The organism is Streptomyces sp. NPDC102360 (genome assembly GCF_044766085.1).
Lineage (GTDB): Bacteria > Actinomycetota > Actinomycetes > Streptomycetales > Streptomycetaceae > Streptomyces.
On sequence record NZ_JBIWLG010000002.1, the window covers coordinates 242857 to 257724 of the forward strand.

12 protein-coding genes and 1 pseudogene are annotated in these 14868 nt (G+C 69.5%); 5 read left to right on the forward strand and 8 right to left on the reverse strand.

Translation table 11 applies throughout. From position 1 onward, the window contains the following. Positions 1 to 35: 35 nt before the first annotated feature. Positions 36 to 899, reverse strand: a complete 864-nt coding sequence (locus tag ACIRHA_RS10695) for a helix-turn-helix transcriptional regulator (RefSeq protein WP_403842772.1) — start codon at positions 897 to 899, stop codon at positions 36 to 38. Between the two features lie 101 nt (positions 900 to 1000). Between ACIRHA_RS10695 and ACIRHA_RS10700 the strand changes: the two genes are divergently transcribed. After that, entirely contained in the window at positions 1001 to 1762 is a 762-nt protein-coding gene (locus ACIRHA_RS10700; protein ID WP_403842775.1) for an SDR family oxidoreductase, read from the forward strand. A 114-nt stretch (positions 1763 to 1876) separates the two neighbouring features. On the opposite strand, the gene ACIRHA_RS10705 is transcribed toward ACIRHA_RS10700, so the two are convergent. After that, positions 1877 to 3736 carry a hypothetical protein gene (locus ACIRHA_RS10705; RefSeq protein ID WP_403842778.1) on the reverse strand — a complete coding sequence of 620 codons (1860 nt, stop codon included), beginning with the start codon at positions 3734 to 3736 and terminating at the stop codon, positions 1877 to 1879. Between the two features lie 204 nt (positions 3737 to 3940). Further along, positions 3941 to 4837 (reverse strand): LysR family transcriptional regulator, encoded by an 897-nt coding sequence (locus tag ACIRHA_RS10710; protein ID WP_403842781.1) that lies wholly within the window; start codon positions 4835 to 4837, stop codon positions 3941 to 3943. A 218-nt stretch (positions 4838 to 5055) separates the two neighbouring features. Here ACIRHA_RS10710 and ACIRHA_RS10715 point away from each other — a divergent pair, with 218 nt between their 5' ends. The 3 genes from ACIRHA_RS10715 (at position 5056) to ACIRHA_RS10725 (ending at position 8748) form a co-directional block, all read left to right on the forward strand. Next, entirely contained in the window at positions 5056 to 5934 is an 879-nt protein-coding gene (locus tag ACIRHA_RS10715; RefSeq protein WP_403842784.1) for a carbon-nitrogen hydrolase family protein, read from the forward strand. Further along, positions 5931 to 7301 (forward strand): APC family permease, encoded by a 1371-nt coding sequence (locus ACIRHA_RS10720; protein ID WP_403842787.1) that lies wholly within the window; start codon positions 5931 to 5933, stop codon positions 7299 to 7301. Before ACIRHA_RS10715 ends, ACIRHA_RS10720 begins: the two co-directional genes overlap by 4 nt. A 172-nt stretch (positions 7302 to 7473) precedes the next feature. Then, positions 7474 to 8748 (forward strand): MFS transporter, encoded by a 1275-nt coding sequence (locus tag ACIRHA_RS10725; protein WP_403842790.1) that lies wholly within the window; start codon positions 7474 to 7476, stop codon positions 8746 to 8748. 12 nt (positions 8749 to 8760) lie between these two features. Here ACIRHA_RS10725 and ACIRHA_RS10730 read toward each other — a convergent pair whose 3' ends face one another. Continuing rightward, complete coding sequence (locus ACIRHA_RS10730; RefSeq protein ID WP_403842792.1) at positions 8761 to 9621, reverse strand: FkbM family methyltransferase; 861 nt, start codon at positions 9619 to 9621, stop codon at positions 8761 to 8763. 202 nt (positions 9622 to 9823) lie between these two features. On the opposite strand from ACIRHA_RS10730, the gene ACIRHA_RS10735 reads away from it, so the two are divergent. Then, on the forward strand, positions 9824 to 11587 hold the full coding sequence (locus tag ACIRHA_RS10735; protein WP_403842795.1) for a glycosyltransferase family 2 protein: 1764 nt from the start codon (positions 9824 to 9826) through the stop codon (positions 11585 to 11587). Here ACIRHA_RS10735 and ACIRHA_RS10740 read toward each other — a convergent pair. The 4 genes and pseudogenes from ACIRHA_RS10740 to ACIRHA_RS10755 all read right to left on the reverse strand — a co-directional run bounded on the left by ACIRHA_RS10740 (position 11559) and on the right by ACIRHA_RS10755 (position 14827). Then, positions 11559 to 12392, reverse strand: a complete 834-nt coding sequence (locus ACIRHA_RS10740) for a siderophore-interacting protein (protein WP_403842798.1) — start codon at positions 12390 to 12392, stop codon at positions 11559 to 11561. The genes ACIRHA_RS10735 and ACIRHA_RS10740 overlap by 29 nt on opposite strands. Before the next feature lie 12 nt (positions 12393 to 12404). After that, positions 12405 to 13112 carry a DUF2470 domain-containing protein gene (locus tag ACIRHA_RS10745; RefSeq protein ID WP_403842801.1) on the reverse strand — a complete coding sequence of 236 codons (708 nt, stop codon included), beginning with the start codon at positions 13110 to 13112 and terminating at the stop codon, positions 12405 to 12407. A gap of 256 nt (positions 13113 to 13368) precedes the next feature. Beyond that, positions 13369 to 13666 (reverse strand): annotated as a pseudogene (locus ACIRHA_RS10750) (fibronectin type III-like domain-contianing protein); the annotation flags it as partial. Between the two features lie 282 nt (positions 13667 to 13948). Further along, positions 13949 to 14827 carry an alpha/beta fold hydrolase gene (locus tag ACIRHA_RS10755; RefSeq protein ID WP_403842804.1) on the reverse strand — a complete coding sequence of 293 codons (879 nt, stop codon included), beginning with the start codon at positions 14825 to 14827 and terminating at the stop codon, positions 13949 to 13951. Between the last annotated feature and the right edge of the window lie 41 nt (positions 14828 to 14868).

Genomic DNA, 14868 nt, shown 5'->3' on the forward strand with positions numbered 1-14868 from the left:
GCGTCCATCGCTCGAGCCGCACCTCCTCGATCGGTTCACCGGCCTGGTCCGGTGTGCATCGCCTGGGTTCCCACGACGGTCAGCAGCGCGAGCTTCTCGGCGGTGTCGGTCCCGGCGCGTGGGGTGAACCAGAGCAACCGCTGGCGGCCGTCCTCGCTGAAGAGGCTGAGGCAGTTGAGGTCGAGCATGCCAACGGTGGGGTGGACGATCCGCTTGCGCTCGTCTCTGCGCACCTCCACGTCCTGGTCGGCCCACAGCGCCTGGAACTCCGGCGACTGTTGCAGCAGCTCGTCCACCAGCTTGGTCGCCTCGGCGTCGCCTGGGCTGCGTCGTCCGACTGCCGCGCGTAGATCGGCAACGAACGAGCGTGACTGCGGGGCGAGGTCCTCCTGCGGGTAGATCTGCCGCGAGGCCGAGTCGGTGAACCATCGGTAGATGAAGCTCGCCGCGTGGCCGTGGTGCGCGGACAGGTCGCCGAGCATGGAGATGGCGAGCGGGTTCTGGACCAGAACGGTGTGCAGGTCGGTGCTCACCATCGCCGGGGTCCCGTCGATTCGTGTCAGCAGGTCGAGCATCGCGGGGTGGACGTGTGACGCCGTCCCGCCCTGGTGCGGGATCGAGCGGTTCGCCAGTCGGTACAGATGGTCGCGTTCATCGCGACTGAGGCGCAGGGCGCGGGCGAGCGCGGCGAGCATCTGGTCCGAGGGCTGCGAGCCGGCACCGCGCTCGAGCTCGGTGTAGTACTCCACCGAGGCGCCGGCCAGAACGGCGACCTCGTCGCGACGCAGACCGGGGACGCGTCGCCGCGGGCCGGGCGCGAGCCCGACCTCCTCGGGGCGGATCCGCTCGCGTCGCGAACGCAGGAAGCCACCGAGCTCGGAGTACCGCGTGTTCGACATGGGCACAGCCTCTCCGGGCGGCGCCGTTGGCGCCAGGGGATGTCGTCCCCACCTTTGGAAGCAACTGTCGCGGGCCCGCGCCGCGCCACAGAGTGGACGCCATGAACACCACACTCACTGACACACCCACTGGCTCCGGCGCTTCGCCGGTCGCTGAAAAGACGGTCCTGATCACCGGTGGCACGAGCGGGATCGGCGCCGCGACCGCTCGGCTCCTGCTCCTGCGTGGCCACCGGGTCGCCGTCACCGGGCGCGATCATGGTCGGCTCAAGGCCTTCCTCGACGAAGTCGGCCACACGGACCGCGTCCTGGGCCTGGTAGCAGACGCCTCCGACTGGGACTCCACGAACACCGCGGTCACCAGCACGGTGGAGCGCTTCGGGTCGCTCGACGCGGCAATCGCGAACGCAGGCGGCGCGTCCGCGGATCACTTCCGGACGGGCGGTGCCGGCGTCATCGACGGCGGCGATCCCGAGCTGTGGGCACCGATGGTACTCACCAACGTGCTCGGCCCGGCTCTGCTGGCCAAGGCGGCCCTGCCCCACCTCGAGCGGTCCCGCGGCCGGCTGGTGCTCATCGGCAGCGTGGCCGGAATCAAGAACAGCCCGGGCAACCTCTACTCCGCCACGAAGTGGGCAGTGGTCGGCTTCGCAGAGAACCTCCGCCTGCACGCCACGACCCGCGGCATCGGAGTCACGGTCGTGAACCCAGGCATGATCGACACCGCGTTCTGGCACGGCTCCGCTCCCTCCATCGCGATGAGCCCGGATTCGGTGGCCGAGGCGATCGGCTTCGTGCTCGACCAGCCGGCGGGCGTCGACCTCAACACGGTCACGATCCGTCCGATCGGCCAGCCCGTCTGACTCCGGGCGGACAGCGGGCTCACTCGTGCACCATCCTCGTGTCAGTGATCCTTGATGGATCGCTGACGCACCCGAAGTGCTGAACCGCTCCGGAGCGGTTCAGTTCGACGGGGCCTACCTCGCCGTGACTGCCGCGCCGGGCATGGGCGCCAGCTTGTTGGCCTCGGCGACAGCGGAGTTCCAGCTGAACTCGTTGTTGTCGCTGAAGTAGTAGTAGGTGGCGCCGTTCGGCATCATCGCGACGGTGATGCCGCCGAATCCCGACATGAAAGGCACAGAGAAGGGTCTGGTGTAGGCGGGGTTGTCGGCGGAGGTGAACTCCCGGCCCCAGAAGCCGTTCTGATACTTCATCGGCTTCGTGCCGGTGGTGGTCATGCCCCGGTCCCCCGGTGTGCGTTGCATGGTGGCCGCGAGCAGTGCCGGGTCGAGCAGCTGCTTGCCGTTGACGGTGCCGTGGTCGTTGTTCAGGAACTTCGCGAATTTGGCGATGGAGTCCTGCGTCCAGAACATGCCGTACCCGCCGAAGGGTGCTCCGCCGGGGCTGTTGTCGGTGCGGGCGGAGACGAGGGAGTCGGGCCCGATGCCGATGGGCTTGAGCACGTCGTCGCGGAGCATGTCGAAGATGTCTGCGTCCGAACCCGCCTTCTCCCGCAGGTAGTTGTTCATGGCTCGGGTGGCGAGGAAGGTGTCGGAGGTGTGGTAGACCCACTTGTTGCCGGGGCCGGCCTTGCGCGGGAAGGACAGCGCGTGTCGCATCTTGTCGGCGTAGGGCTCGGCCGCGAAGAAGTCCGCCATGGTGCGGCCCGCTTCGTCGATCTCGTAGCCGGGCGATGTGTAGTTCCCGGTGGCCATGTCGAGGGTGTGGTCGAGGGTGACACCGCTCCAGGCGGCGTTGCCCGCGGCCTCAGGGATGCGGTCGGAGAGCTTCTCCTTGGCCACGGCAGGACCGTAGCGCTGCGCCAGACGCAGCATGGCTGTTCCCGCGAACGCCGACTTCGCGGTCGAGTACGAGGGCAGGAGCATCTGGCCGCAGAACGGGTAATTCCCTTGCCGGGTACGACAGTTGCCCACGTAGTGGACTCCGTGGAAGTAGAGACCGGAGGTGCTCAGCGCGGACGGCGTGATGCCTGAGCTGAACTTCTTCACGTCCACGCCACTGTCCGGGTAGTCGGTGGCCAGCGCCGAGATGGGCTTGGTCGGGAGCCGGTCCTTGACCTCCGAGGCGTACGCGTCGCGCAGCTTCTCGGCGCGGTCGACGGGGCCGGGCCGGTAGTCGGCCGGTACCTGACCCCACATGTCGAACTGGAAGTACTGGCAGGTCTCCGTGGTGACCTGGTAGCGGACTTCGGAGACCTTTGTGTCGTCGAAGAGGAACGTCAGGGTGCCGTTGTGCACGCAGTTGGCGTTGCGCTCGACGAGCGCGAACGGCAGGGAGGCACGGGTGCGTTGGCCGTCGCCGTCCTCGTTCCACGCGCGGCCGGGTCCCACCGCCAGGTTCCAGGCCTGGTTCCCCGTGTACTGCAATCCGCGCTTCGCCGGGACGAGGTGGCTGCCGTTCTGTACGAGCGCGATGTCGATCGGTGGAAGGTGCCGGGTCGCCGCCGCGTCCGCGTATCCGTCCGGGTCTTTCAGTGCGCGGAATCCGCCGGCGGTGGCGAGGCCGTTGAGGGCGAGGGTGCCTTCGAAGCTGTGGGTGGGTGGCGCCGCCCCCGCAGGCAGGGCGAAGGCGCTGTCGGGCACGGTGGACTCGGCGCCGCCCCCGGCGAGTTGGCCGGCGGTGAGTTCGGTCCGGTTCACCGCGCCGCTTCCGGTGAGCGGATCGCCCGGTACGGGTACGGGTACGGGTACGGGTGCGGCTGCGGCGTTCGCGGCGGGTGCCGCCATCGTCGGTTGCGGGAAGGCGAGCAGCCCCGCCAGTACGGCGGCGACGGCAGTGGCACGGCGTAGCCGTCGGGTGGGGAACGGTCTCGACATGGTCCGATGTCCTCTCGGGCCGGCAGCAGATGCGGAATACCGCTGCATGGTGTGTCGCAGCGGGTCCGCCGTCCAATGCCTGCCCGGTCTGGTCGGGCTGCCTGCCAGGCATACCCCCAGCTCTTCGTGATGTGTTGGCCGTCGGGTCGGCGTGTGTTCATGTCTCGTGTCGTGGTCGGGGCGGTGGTCTGTCGTCGTCGCGGTTCATAGGCGGGCGGTGACCTGTGGCCCGTACCTCTCGACGCAAAAACGTGACAACCCGGCGGCGAATGCCTCGATGCTGCGGGGCGCGTAGTGGCTGGCGTCCCACGCCGCGTGCAGGTGGATCTGCAGTGGTTCGCCCGTGCTGTCGAGGATCAGCAGCGGGTGCAGGTCGAAGCGGGGGTCGTCGGAGACCACCGCGACACCATGGCCCGAAGCCGCCATGGCCTGCGCGACGTGCGGGGTGTCGCATTCGAGCACGATGTCGTACGAGGCGTCCGCGTCCTGCACGGCATGGTCGAGGATGCGGCGGGTGCCGTGCGCCGGGGTGAGGACGACGAGGGGCTCCGCGGCGAGTTCCCCGATGGTGACTCGGTCCCGGTCCGCCCAGGCGTGGTCGGCACGGACGTAGGCCCACAGTGGCAGGTGGGCCACAGGGAGCCCGGCGAAACGGCGCCTCGGAGGTGCCGAGGAGACGGCTACGTCGGCGCCCCTCGTCAGGGCCTGGTACGCGTGTGCCGGACTCTCCGCCTGCACGGTGACGAGTGGATCCTCCGGCCCCCAGGTGGCCAGGAACGGCGCGATCACGTCGGTGATGGTGGTGGGCGGCGCCGCCACGGTGATCCGCATGGCACGGCCGGCGGCCAGCGCGCCGACCGCGGCCTCGGCGGTGTCCGCGCGGGCGACCAGGTCGCGGGCCAGGGGAAGGAAGCGCCGGCCGGCCGCCGTCAGGACCATCTGCTTGCTGTCGCGGTCGAAGAGCGTCATCCCCAAGGTGCCTTCCAGGCCGCGCAGTTGGCGTGACAGCGAGGGCTGGGCGACACGGACCACCTCGGCGGCCCTGGTGACAGAGCCGGTCTCCACGATGGTCAGGAAATAGCGCAGCACTCGGAGTTCCATGGCGGTGGTCCCTCGGGAGACGGAGGAGGCATGACACTTGCATGCCTCAAAGGCATGGTAATCAGCCCTGACAAGTATTTGAAGCTATGACTGACCGGCTGCATTCTCGCTTCACCGGAATTTTTGGTTACCGGCGCCCGAACGTCCGTCGACTTCTCCTCGTAGAACCCTCCCTTTCTCCTCGCAGAACCCTCCCTTCGATTGGCTGGTGTCCTCGCATGGCCCGCCCCCTGCCCCTGATCCTCGCCCAGGCACCCGGCCGCCCGGCCGACGACCTCGCGGGCTTTGCCGCCGACGTGGAGCGGCGCGTGAGACTGCGCGCACCCGGCGCCCTCGTCGTCTACCCCGAACTGCACCTCGGCGAGAGCGCCCCTGGCGTCCCGGCCGCCCCGGAGAAGGCCGCCGAGCCGCTCGACGGCAAACGCGACGCGGTCTTCGCCGAGCTCGCGGGGGACCTGGGCATCTGGCTGGTACCCGGCAGCGTCTACGAACGATGTACCGACGACCACGTCCACAACACGGCACCGGTCTACTCACCCCAGGGCGAGCGCCTCGCCGCGTACCGCAAGATCTGCCCGTGGCGCCCGTACGAGACGACCACGCCCGGCACCCGGTTCGAGGTCGTCGACCTCCCAGGCGTCGGCCGCATCGGACTGTCCATCTGCTACGACACCTGGTTCCCGGAGATCTCCCGCCAACTGGCCTGGATGGGCGCGGAGTTGATCGTCAACGTGGTCCGTACGTCGACGAGCGACCGCGCGCAGGAAGTCGTCCTCAACCGCGCCCACGCCATCACCAATCAGGTCTTCGTCGCCAGCGTCAATTCCGCCGCCCCCTCCGGGATGGGCCGCAGCCTCCTCATCGATCCCCAGGGCACGGTGCGCGCCGAAACCGTCGATGCCGGCGACTCCACCCTCACCGACGTGATCGACCTCGACGAGGTCAGCAACGTCCGCTGCTACGGCACAGCCGGCCTCAATCGGATCTGGGACCAGTTCCGCCCCGGCGACCCGGCCCTCGAACTCCCGCTCTACGGGGGCCGCATCGACCCCGCCACCTGGAACCCCGCCCACACCACCGAGGAGCCGTCACGATGAGCAGCGAGACACCCGGGAACACCATGAGACTGAAGGGCGACCTGAGCCTCTTCTCCATCGTCCTGTTCGGCCTGGCCTACATCTCTCCCGGCATCGTCGTCACGCTCTTCGGCGTGATCGCCGCCACCAGCGGCGGCGTGGCCCCGACCGCGTTCGCCGTCGCCACCCTCGCGATGCTGCTCACCGGGCTGAGTTACGCGAAGATGGCGCGCGCCGTGCCCGGCGCGGGGTCGGTCTACACCTACGCCCGCAAGATGCTCGACAGCCGCATCGGCTTCCTGTCCGGCTGGGCGATGCTGCTCGACTACTTCTTCATCCCGATGGTCGGCTGGCTGATCACGGCGATCTACTTCAACGCCCAGTTCCCCGACGTACCCAAGTGGGTCTGGCTGATCGTCTCGGTGGGCATCACCACCGCCATCAACGTCTTCGGCATGAAGCTCGCGGACCGCGTCAACAAGGTCCTGATGTTCGTCGCTCTGGGGTCGCTGGTCCTCTTCGCCACCCTGTGTGTCGTCTTCCTCGGCAAGAACGGCTCCTCCGCCCCCGCCACGGACGCCCTGTGGAACTCCGGCACGTCGATCGGCATGGTCACGGCGGCCGCCGCCATCGCCGCGTACTCCTTCCTCGGCTTCGACGCCGTCTCCACGTTGGGCGAGGAGGCCAGGGGCGGGGCGAAGACGATCGGCCGCGGCATCATCGGCTGCGTCATCGCCGCCGGAGCGATCTTCATCGTGCTGTCCTTCGTGATGCAACTGGTCCACCCCGGCGCACAGTTCGCCGACGTCGACGCGGCCGCGTACCACCTGAAGGTCCAGGTCGGCGGCGAGACGTACGCCGAGCTCATCAACTTCGTCACCATCGCAGGATCCATCGCCTCCTGTATCGCCCTGCAGGCCTCCGCCGCCCGCCTCATGTACGTCATGGGACGCGACGGCGCACTGCCCAAGGCCTTCTTCGGCAAACTGTCGGCGAAGACCGGCACGCCCGTGCCGAACCTGCTGCTGACCGCGGCCGCCGGCGTCATCGCCATGAAACTCGACCTGACCACAGCCACCTCGTTCATCAACTTCGGCGCCTTCCTCGGCTTCACCCTGGTGAACCTCTGCGTGATCGCCCACCTCGTCCGCGAGCGCAGACACGGCCGCGCCCTCAACCTCTTCTCGTACCTGGTGATGCCGGCCATCGGCGCCGTCGTCTCTGTCTACCTGCTCACGAAGCTCGACGACGACGCACTCTGGATCGGCGGCGTCTGGCTGGCGATCGGCGTCGTCTACCTGGCAGCCCTCACCAAGGGCTTCCGCCGCCCCGCACCGGAGATGACCTTCGACGACGACACCGCGGCCACGGACGCGGCCACCGCGTAACCCCCTCCCGCTGCGAGGAGACGATGCTCGAAGCCGACCAACAACCCATCACCGTGCACGCACTCGAAGGCCGCAGCCGGTCGGCCGTGCCGGGACGGTCTGGGTGACGGCGATGTGTCGACTCCGTCAAACCGCGTGTGAGCTGGGGGTTTGTGGGGTTAGCGTCGGGATCATGACAGAGACGATCACTACCGCGGCCCCACCCACACACCCCGTCCGCCAGCTGCTCGCCGCCTCCGTCGGCAATGCCGTCGAGTGGTACGACTGGTATGCGTATACGTTCCTGGCGACGTACATCGCCGACCAGGTGTTTCCGAAGGGGGCCGACAACTCGCTCGTACCACTGCTCGCCACCTTCGCGGTGTTCGCGGTCGGGTTCTTCATGCGGCCGGTGGGTGGGCTGTTGATGGGCGCCGTCGCCGACCGGCGTGGGCGGCGGGCCGCGTTGACCGTGACCATTTTGTTGATGGGCGGCAGCAGCCTGCTGGTCGGGATCACGCCGACGTACGCGTCGGTGGGGGTGCTCGCGCCCGTCGTGCTCGTGCTGGCGCGACTGCTCCAAGGGCTGTCCGTGGGTGGGGAGTTCGCGGCGTCGACGACGTTCCTCGTCGAGTCGGCGGGGCCGGGGCGGCGCGGGCTGTTCTCGTCCTTCCAGTATGTGTCCACGTCCATCGGGCAGTTGATCGCCTCGGGCGTCGCCGCGGTGCTCGTGGCCACGCTCGCCGAGGGGCAGATGGACGGCTGGGGGTGGCGGGTGCCGTTCCTCGCGGGAGCCGTGCTCAGCCTCGTCGGGTTCTGGATCCGGCAGGGCGCGCAGGAGACGCGGAGCGAGGCGCACGAGCGGCCGGGGCTCTTCGACGCGCTCAAGCAGTACCCGCGGCAGTCGTTGCTCATCTGCGGGATCACGGCGGGCGGCACGCTCGCGTACTACACGTGGACCTCGTACCTGCCGACGTACGCGGAGCTGAACACGGACATCGACAAGTCACAGGCGCTGACCGCGGGCACGATCTCGCTGGCGTTCTTCGCGCTGTTGCAGCCGGTCGGCGGGATGCTCTCCGACCGGTTCGGGCGCAAACCGCTGCTGTTGTTCTTCGGGCTCGGGTTCGCGCTGCTGAGCGTGCCGCTGCTGCACTCGCTGACCGGGTCCTTCGCCTCGTTGCTGTTCGCGCAGTGTGCCGGAATGGTGCTGCTCACCGGGTTCACGTCGATCTCGGCAGCCGTCAACGCGGAGGTGTTCCCTGCGCGGGTACGGGCCGCCGGGATCGGGTTCCCCTACTCGCTGACGGTCGCGCTGTTCGGCGGTACGGCGCCGTACATGGGCACGCTGTTCAAGGACCTCGGGCACAGCGGCTTCTTCCCCTGGTACGTCGCCGCGCTGTGCCTGGTGTCCTCGGTGGTGTACCTGCGGCTCCCGGAGAGCGCGCACCGGGAACTCGATCGCTGAGGGGGTTCGGGTTCAGCCACCGGCGCGCATCATCACGCAGTCGAACTCGAGCACCCGGCCGGTGCTCTTCTCGCAGGTCACCGGGTACATGCCGGTGACCTCGAACCCGTGGCCCTCGTACTCGGCAAGGGCCTCCGCCATGCGCGGGCTGCCTTCGTAGAGCCGCAGCAGCGCGACCTCCGACTGCAGGCCCACGAGATCGCCTGCGCGCTCCCCCGCCCCGGCGAAGACCTCGAGGTCGTAGCCCTGCGTGTCCATCTTGAGATACGGGCGGGGGTCGGGGATGCCGGCGAGGGCCTGGTCCATGAGGCCGTCGAGACGGCAGATCTGGATTTCCTCCGTGCGGCCCTTCGTGAACCGCTTGTACGCCGCGTTCCCGTAGTCGCTCGGAGGGAGCAGCGAGTTCATGGTGTTCCACTCCACGTGCATGGGTCGGAGTTCGTCCGAACGGCCCAGCCCGCAGGGGAAAATATGCCAGTCGGCGTCACCCTCGGCACGCTTCCGCAGTTTCTCCAGGAAGCGCGGAACGGGTTCGAAGGATACAATGCGCCCTTTGTATCCGAACTGCCTGAGACGCTTTCCGTACTGTCCGACGTTGGCACCCACGTCGAATACACAGTTCACTCCGTACCGGTCGAGCATCTCGACGACGTGGCGGCTGCAGAGATAGTCCGACGCCGCCTTCTGGAAGTCACGCTCCGGCCCGCCCGACTTCCGCTGGTCCACGACGAGATGGACGCCGCCGCCGAGGTCGGTACTGGTCCACTTCCCATGCCGTCGGTGCACAAGGACCGCTGCTCCAGGAGCCAGGTCGATGATCTGGGCCCCGGTCCGAGAGAGGCCGTTCAGCAGTGTCCGGTACAGAGAAGCCATGGCCGACACCGTCGCAGACCCGGCCCGAAACCCCGGTATGGCCCGGCCCGCGTCACTCGAAACAGTGATGCCCCGCTCCGCATGCGATATTCGTACGGCCGAGCGACCATGGGAAGTGCGTTTCCTGTGAAGGATGTAAACGCTGCCAGGTTGCGAGCCCTCTACTCGGAACTGGTCCGAGCGCACGGATTGACAGACCTACATGACCTCCCTAAAAGTCACGGTTATCATTCCGACCCACAACACCGGCGAAGACGTCCTGGTTGGCCTCACCGCACTGCGGAAACAGTCCATGCCCCGCACGGACTTCGAAGTGCTCTACGTCGACGACGGTTCATCGGACGACACGGTCGAATTCCTGGAAAGGGAATTGGCCGGCGATGACAACATGTGGGTCGTCCCGATGTCCACCAACTCGGGCTGGCCCGGCCGCCCCCGCAACACCGGGGTCGACCGCGCACGCGGCGAGTACGTGCACTTCGTCGACGACGACGACTGGCTCTCCCCGCAGGCGCTCGAGCGGCTCTACGCGCGCGCCAAGGAGACCGACGCCGACATCGTGATCGGGCGGATGGCGGGACACGGACGCGGCGCCCCGCGGGCCCCGTTCGCCAGGCCGCTGGAGCGGGGGTCCGTGCGCGAGAACCCCGTACTGCTGGGCAGCATGACCGTCCACAAGCTGTTTCGCCGGCAGTTCCTCCTCGACCACGCGCTGCGCTTCGAGGAGGGCCGGGTACGGCTCGAGGACCATCTGTTCACGCTGCGTGCCTATCTGCTGGCCAAGCAGGTCAGCACCGTGGCGGACTACACGACGTACCACTGGGTGCGGCACCGCGACGGCAAGCACAACATCAGCTACACCCCCATCGAGCCCACCTCGTACATCGACTCCGTGCGGCGCATCATCGCGCTGCTGCACGCCCCGGACACGCACGTGGCGGACGAGGAGATGCGGCACCGGTTCACCGCCAACTGGTACGGCAGCAAGGCCTTGAAGCGGCTCACCGGAAAGGGGTTCCTCGGGCAGGAGGAGGAGCGTCGCGCGGCCTGGCGGCAGCAGGTCATCGACCTCGCCGCCGACCTGCCCACTGCCGTCGACCGCCATCTGCCGGAGCGCCTGCGCGTGCTCTCCCGCCTGTGCCGTTCAGGCGACCACGAGGGCATCCAGGCCTACACACGGTTCGAGAGCGAGGTGCGGCACCTGCCGAAGGTCGAGGAGACATCCTGGCGCGGCGAGGTGCTCCACGTCCGCGCGCGCACGACTCTGGTGCGGACCGACCCGGAGACGGGTGAGAGCACCCCGCTCCTGTTCCGCCGCGCGGTGCACGAGACGCCGACCGGCAAGAAGCGGGTGCGCTGGATCTGGCAGCCGCCCGCTCCCCTCGACGAGCTTCCCGGGCTCGCCCCCGCGCTCGACTTCACCGCGCCGCTCAAGTACGCCAAGGCGCAGGGCCTCGTGCACCACAAGGCTGGTGGCACCCAGCTCGTGGTGGCGACCGGTACCTCCACGCTGCGGCCCACCGCGCACGAGGCGGACCCGGACCTGTGGGAGATGCACTGGACGACGGAGTGCACCATCGACCCCACCGGCGTCGACGAGATGTCCGGGCCGCTGGAGACCGGCGACTGGCAGGTGTGCCTGCGCCTGAACGTGGGCGGCTGGCTCAGCTCGCCGCGCCTGTCCGGGGTGAAACTCTCCGTGCCGGGTGCCGGGACACCCGCGGTGGCCGAGCGGCAGCACACCGCACCCCGCCGGCACCCGCTGAACGGTGTCGCGAAGGTGGCGGTCCCCGTGCTGCGGCGGCTGTTCCCCGCCGCCGCGTATCAGGCGCTGCGCGACCGCTACCGGCGGCTCGTCGCGTTCGGCCGAGGCCCCGCTCCGGTCTCGGTGGCCCTGGAGGAGCTGCAGCGCGCACACGCCAAGCAGGCGCAGGCGCTCAGTGTTTCCAGTACCCGCAGAACATGATGCGGTCCTTCGGTACTCCCTGAGCCACCCAGTGCCGGCGCAGCCCGGTGGCGAGCCCCGACTCCCCGACCGCCCAGCCGTACAACGGGCCGCCGGGGAGCGGCAGTTCACGGGCGCGAGCGAGAGCGGTCGCACCGGGCACGGACGTGGCCGTGTCATCCCGGTCGACCCATACGACCTCGGCGCCGGGCGGCGCCGTGAGTTTCTGGCGGTCCTCGGGGGCCGGAACTTCCGCGACGGCCCAGCCCGTGGTGTCGGCGGGCAGCGAGGCGAGGACACCGGCGAGCGCGGGCAGGCCCGACTCGTCGGCGGCCAGGGCGACTTGGCGGATTCCCTCGGGCAGGTTGAAGCCGGTGCCCTCGTCGACGAGGACGACCGCGTCGCCGGGCCCGCAGGCTCGTGCCCAGGCGGCGGCGGGGCCTGCCGTGGCCTCGTCGTCGTGTCCGTGGAGCACGAAGTCGACGTCGATTTCGGGGCCTTGGGGGCCTTCGGCGCGATGGGCGCGGACCGTGTAGTTGCGCAGGACGGGACGGGATTCCTTGGACCCGCCGAGGAGTTTCAGGTAACTGACTGTGGTCAGCCGGTCCGGGACCCGGCCGAGCGAGGCGTCCGCGTCGGGTCCCGCCGGGAGGAAGAGGCGGAACCACTGGTCGTACCCCATCGGCCGGAACCGCGCGATGTCGCCGCCGCCGAGGGTGACGCGGACGAAGTGCGGCGAGAGGTGTTCGCTGCGCAGGACGTGCAGACGCAGGGGCTGCGCCGACTCGGGCTTGACGCGGGTGGCGGTGATGTTGCCGCGCTGCATGTGCGCCTCCGTTCAGCGGTGCGCGCGGGCGGCCGCGGCGTCGAGGAGTTCCTGAATGCGGTGGCTCACTTCGTGGGGGCCGATCGCGTGCCTGGGGAAGGCGATGCGGACGTCCTCGCACTCCCCGGCGGCGCGTTCGAGGCGCAGGACGAGGCCCCTGCGGTCGAGACGTACGGGCCGGATGTCCGCCACGTCGGACAGATCCAACTCGCCGACTGTTTCGGCGAGTTGGACGAGGAGGTCCGCGTGACCCGTGTCCAGGTGCGAGAGCAGTTCCGCCTCGACCCCGGCCAGCGGGTCGGGAGCCGCCGCGGCGAGTTCCGTCACGTCCAGGACGCGCACCGAGTCGTCCTCGGCGAAGGCGGCCCGCGCCGGACGGAACACCAGGGTGTCGGGGCCCGCGCCCCCGAGGCGTCCGCTGAACGCGAGGCGGGCCCGCACCCGCTCGCGTACGACGACGGGGGCCACGTCCGTGAACTCCGCGTACGCGGCGAGGCCCGAGTGCGGCGCCGTGGCGAGCGCCGCGGTCAGCCGCGGATCCTCGGGGTCGAGCAGGATCAGCCGGGACGCGGCGTCCACGGCGTAGAGCCCCACGCAGTCGAGCCGCAGCCGGGCCTCGGTCGTGGTGGTCAGGGTCAGGGTCAAGGTGTCGGCCGCGGCGAGGATCGTCCGCGCCCGCTCGGCGGGGGTGAGCTCCTGGTGCGCCACTGGGTTGACCATCTCCACTCCAAACTTAGGTAAGGCTCACCTTACTCACCTGTTGGATGCGGTGTCACCCCCGCCCCCGATGTCGTCACACCCCGGTGCCCCGCGAGACGAAAGTGATGCGGGCCAAGCGGACGCCATCGCTCAACCGCACACGCAGATCGCGCACTCACGTCGCGGTGAAGGGAGCCTCGACGGTGACGTAGTCGTACGCTCCGGCGGTCGCGGGCACCTCGACGCGGCAGCCGTCGGCCACGTCCACGACCCCCTCGCCGGTGACGGCGTCCCAGTGGCCGAACTCGGCGACCGGCACGCGGAAGGTGACCCGCTCCGACTCCCCCGCGCCGAGGGTGACGCGGCGGTGCCCGACGAGCTGGCGGCGCGGGCGCGGCACGGAGGGGGCCACCGCGCGCAGATACAGCTGCGGCACCGCGTCCGCCGTGCGCGAGCCGGTGTTGGTGACGGTGAAGGTGGCCCCCACCGCCGCCTCGTCCGGCGAGGACCCGGGCGAGCGCGCGGCCCGCCGCCTGGCCGCCGTGCGCGGTCCACAGCAGGGCGGGCAGTTCGGCGTGCGCGTCGGGGACACACACCCACCCCTCGGCGCACCGCAGCCGCACCCGGTCGACCCGGTCCGCGCCGAACCGCTCCCGCAGCCCGTCGAGCGGCGGATGAGGGTGCCGCTGTACCAGTCCGTCTTGCACTCGTCCGCGAGCAGGCCGACGGCCGCGATCCGGGTGTCCGCGTCGACCACGAGGTCATGCTCTGGATGAACCACAACGGCGCCGTGGGGCCGCTCGGCGGCTACGAGATCACGTCGTCGTCCGGCGGCCCGGACTTCACGACCAACAGGTTCAAGGTGTCGGGCGGCTGACACCGTCGGCGATGTCCGCGAGGACCCGGGCCGCCGGGCCCGGGTCCACCAGCCACTTCAGGTGACTGCTGTCGAGGGAGCGGACGGTGAAGGGGTTGTCCGGGGTCAACGCGTCGCCCTCGCGGATCAGCCGGTCCTGGAGAGCGAGCGGCAGAGTCGCGTCGTGCAGGAGACGTACGTACGTCTTCGGGATGCGGCCCCACGTGGCGGCCTGCGCACGGTCGTCCTCGGTGCCGACATCGAGGTTCTCGTCCGGCTGGAAGGTGTTGAAGAAGGTGCGGAACTCGTCGTCGGTGCCGTCCGCGAGGAACGCCGCCCGGAACGCGTCGAGCGCCTTCTCGTCGGCTGTGCGGAAGTTGACGCGCAGCAGCCCGAGTTCGGCCGGGTCGCCCGCCATCGCGAATCCGAGCGAGGCGGGGTCGACCGAGGCCATCTCCGGTTCGGCGTGGTAGCCGGCCGCGGTGAGGTCGACCTGGCACCAGGACCCCACGTAGACGATGTGGTCGATCAGGTCGGGGCGCCGGTTGGCGGCGGCCGTGGCGGTGAGGCCGCCGCGGCTGTGCGAGAGGAGGATCACGGGGCCGTTCTCCTTGGCCCGTTCCAGGACACCGATCAGGTACGCGACGTTGTCGGCGAGGGTGACGCCCTTGATGGCGCCGGGTGTTGAGGCGAGGCCCACCGGATCCTGCGGGGACTGGTACGCGGCCGGGTAGGTCGCCTCGAAGCCGTGTCCCGGCAGGTCGACGGCGGCCGAGCGGTGACCGAGCAGGCCGAGTTCCGCCTGGAGCGGCGCGAAGGAGAAGGAGTTGGCGAACGCTCCATGAACGAGGACGTACGTCGGCTGCACAGGCATGCTCACTTTCCGAGGCTTTTCTGACGCTTCAGGGCCGGAAGTGGCGA

Coding starts and splice junctions, on each gene's coding strand:
- ACIRHA_RS10735 (WP_403842795.1), top strand. CDS start 9,824: ATGACCTCCCTAAAAGTCACGGTTATCATTCCGACCCACAACACCGGC.
- ACIRHA_RS10715 (WP_403842784.1), top strand. CDS start 5,056: ATGGCCCGCCCCCTGCCCCTGATCCTCGCCCAGGCACCCGGCCGCCCG.
- ACIRHA_RS10725 (WP_403842790.1), top strand. CDS start 7,474: ATGACAGAGACGATCACTACCGCGGCCCCACCCACACACCCCGTCCGC.
- ACIRHA_RS10700 (WP_403842775.1), top strand. CDS start 1,001: ATGAACACCACACTCACTGACACACCCACTGGCTCCGGCGCTTCGCCG.
- ACIRHA_RS10745 (WP_403842801.1), bottom strand. CDS start 13,112: ATGGTCAACCCAGTGGCGCACCAGGAGCTCACCCCCGCCGAGCGGGCG.
- ACIRHA_RS10740 (WP_403842798.1), bottom strand. CDS start 12,392: ATGCAGCGCGGCAACATCACCGCCACCCGCGTCAAGCCCGAGTCGGCG.
- ACIRHA_RS10720 (WP_403842787.1), top strand. CDS start 5,931: ATGAGCAGCGAGACACCCGGGAACACCATGAGACTGAAGGGCGACCTG.
- ACIRHA_RS10695 (WP_403842772.1), bottom strand. CDS start 899: ATGTCGAACACGCGGTACTCCGAGCTCGGTGGCTTCCTGCGTTCGCGA.
- ACIRHA_RS10705 (WP_403842778.1), bottom strand. CDS start 3,736: ATGTCGAGACCGTTCCCCACCCGACGGCTACGCCGTGCCACTGCCGTC.
- ACIRHA_RS10730 (WP_403842792.1), bottom strand. CDS start 9,621: ATGGCTTCTCTGTACCGGACACTGCTGAACGGCCTCTCTCGGACCGGG.
- ACIRHA_RS10710 (WP_403842781.1), bottom strand. CDS start 4,837: ATGGAACTCCGAGTGCTGCGCTATTTCCTGACCATCGTGGAGACCGGC.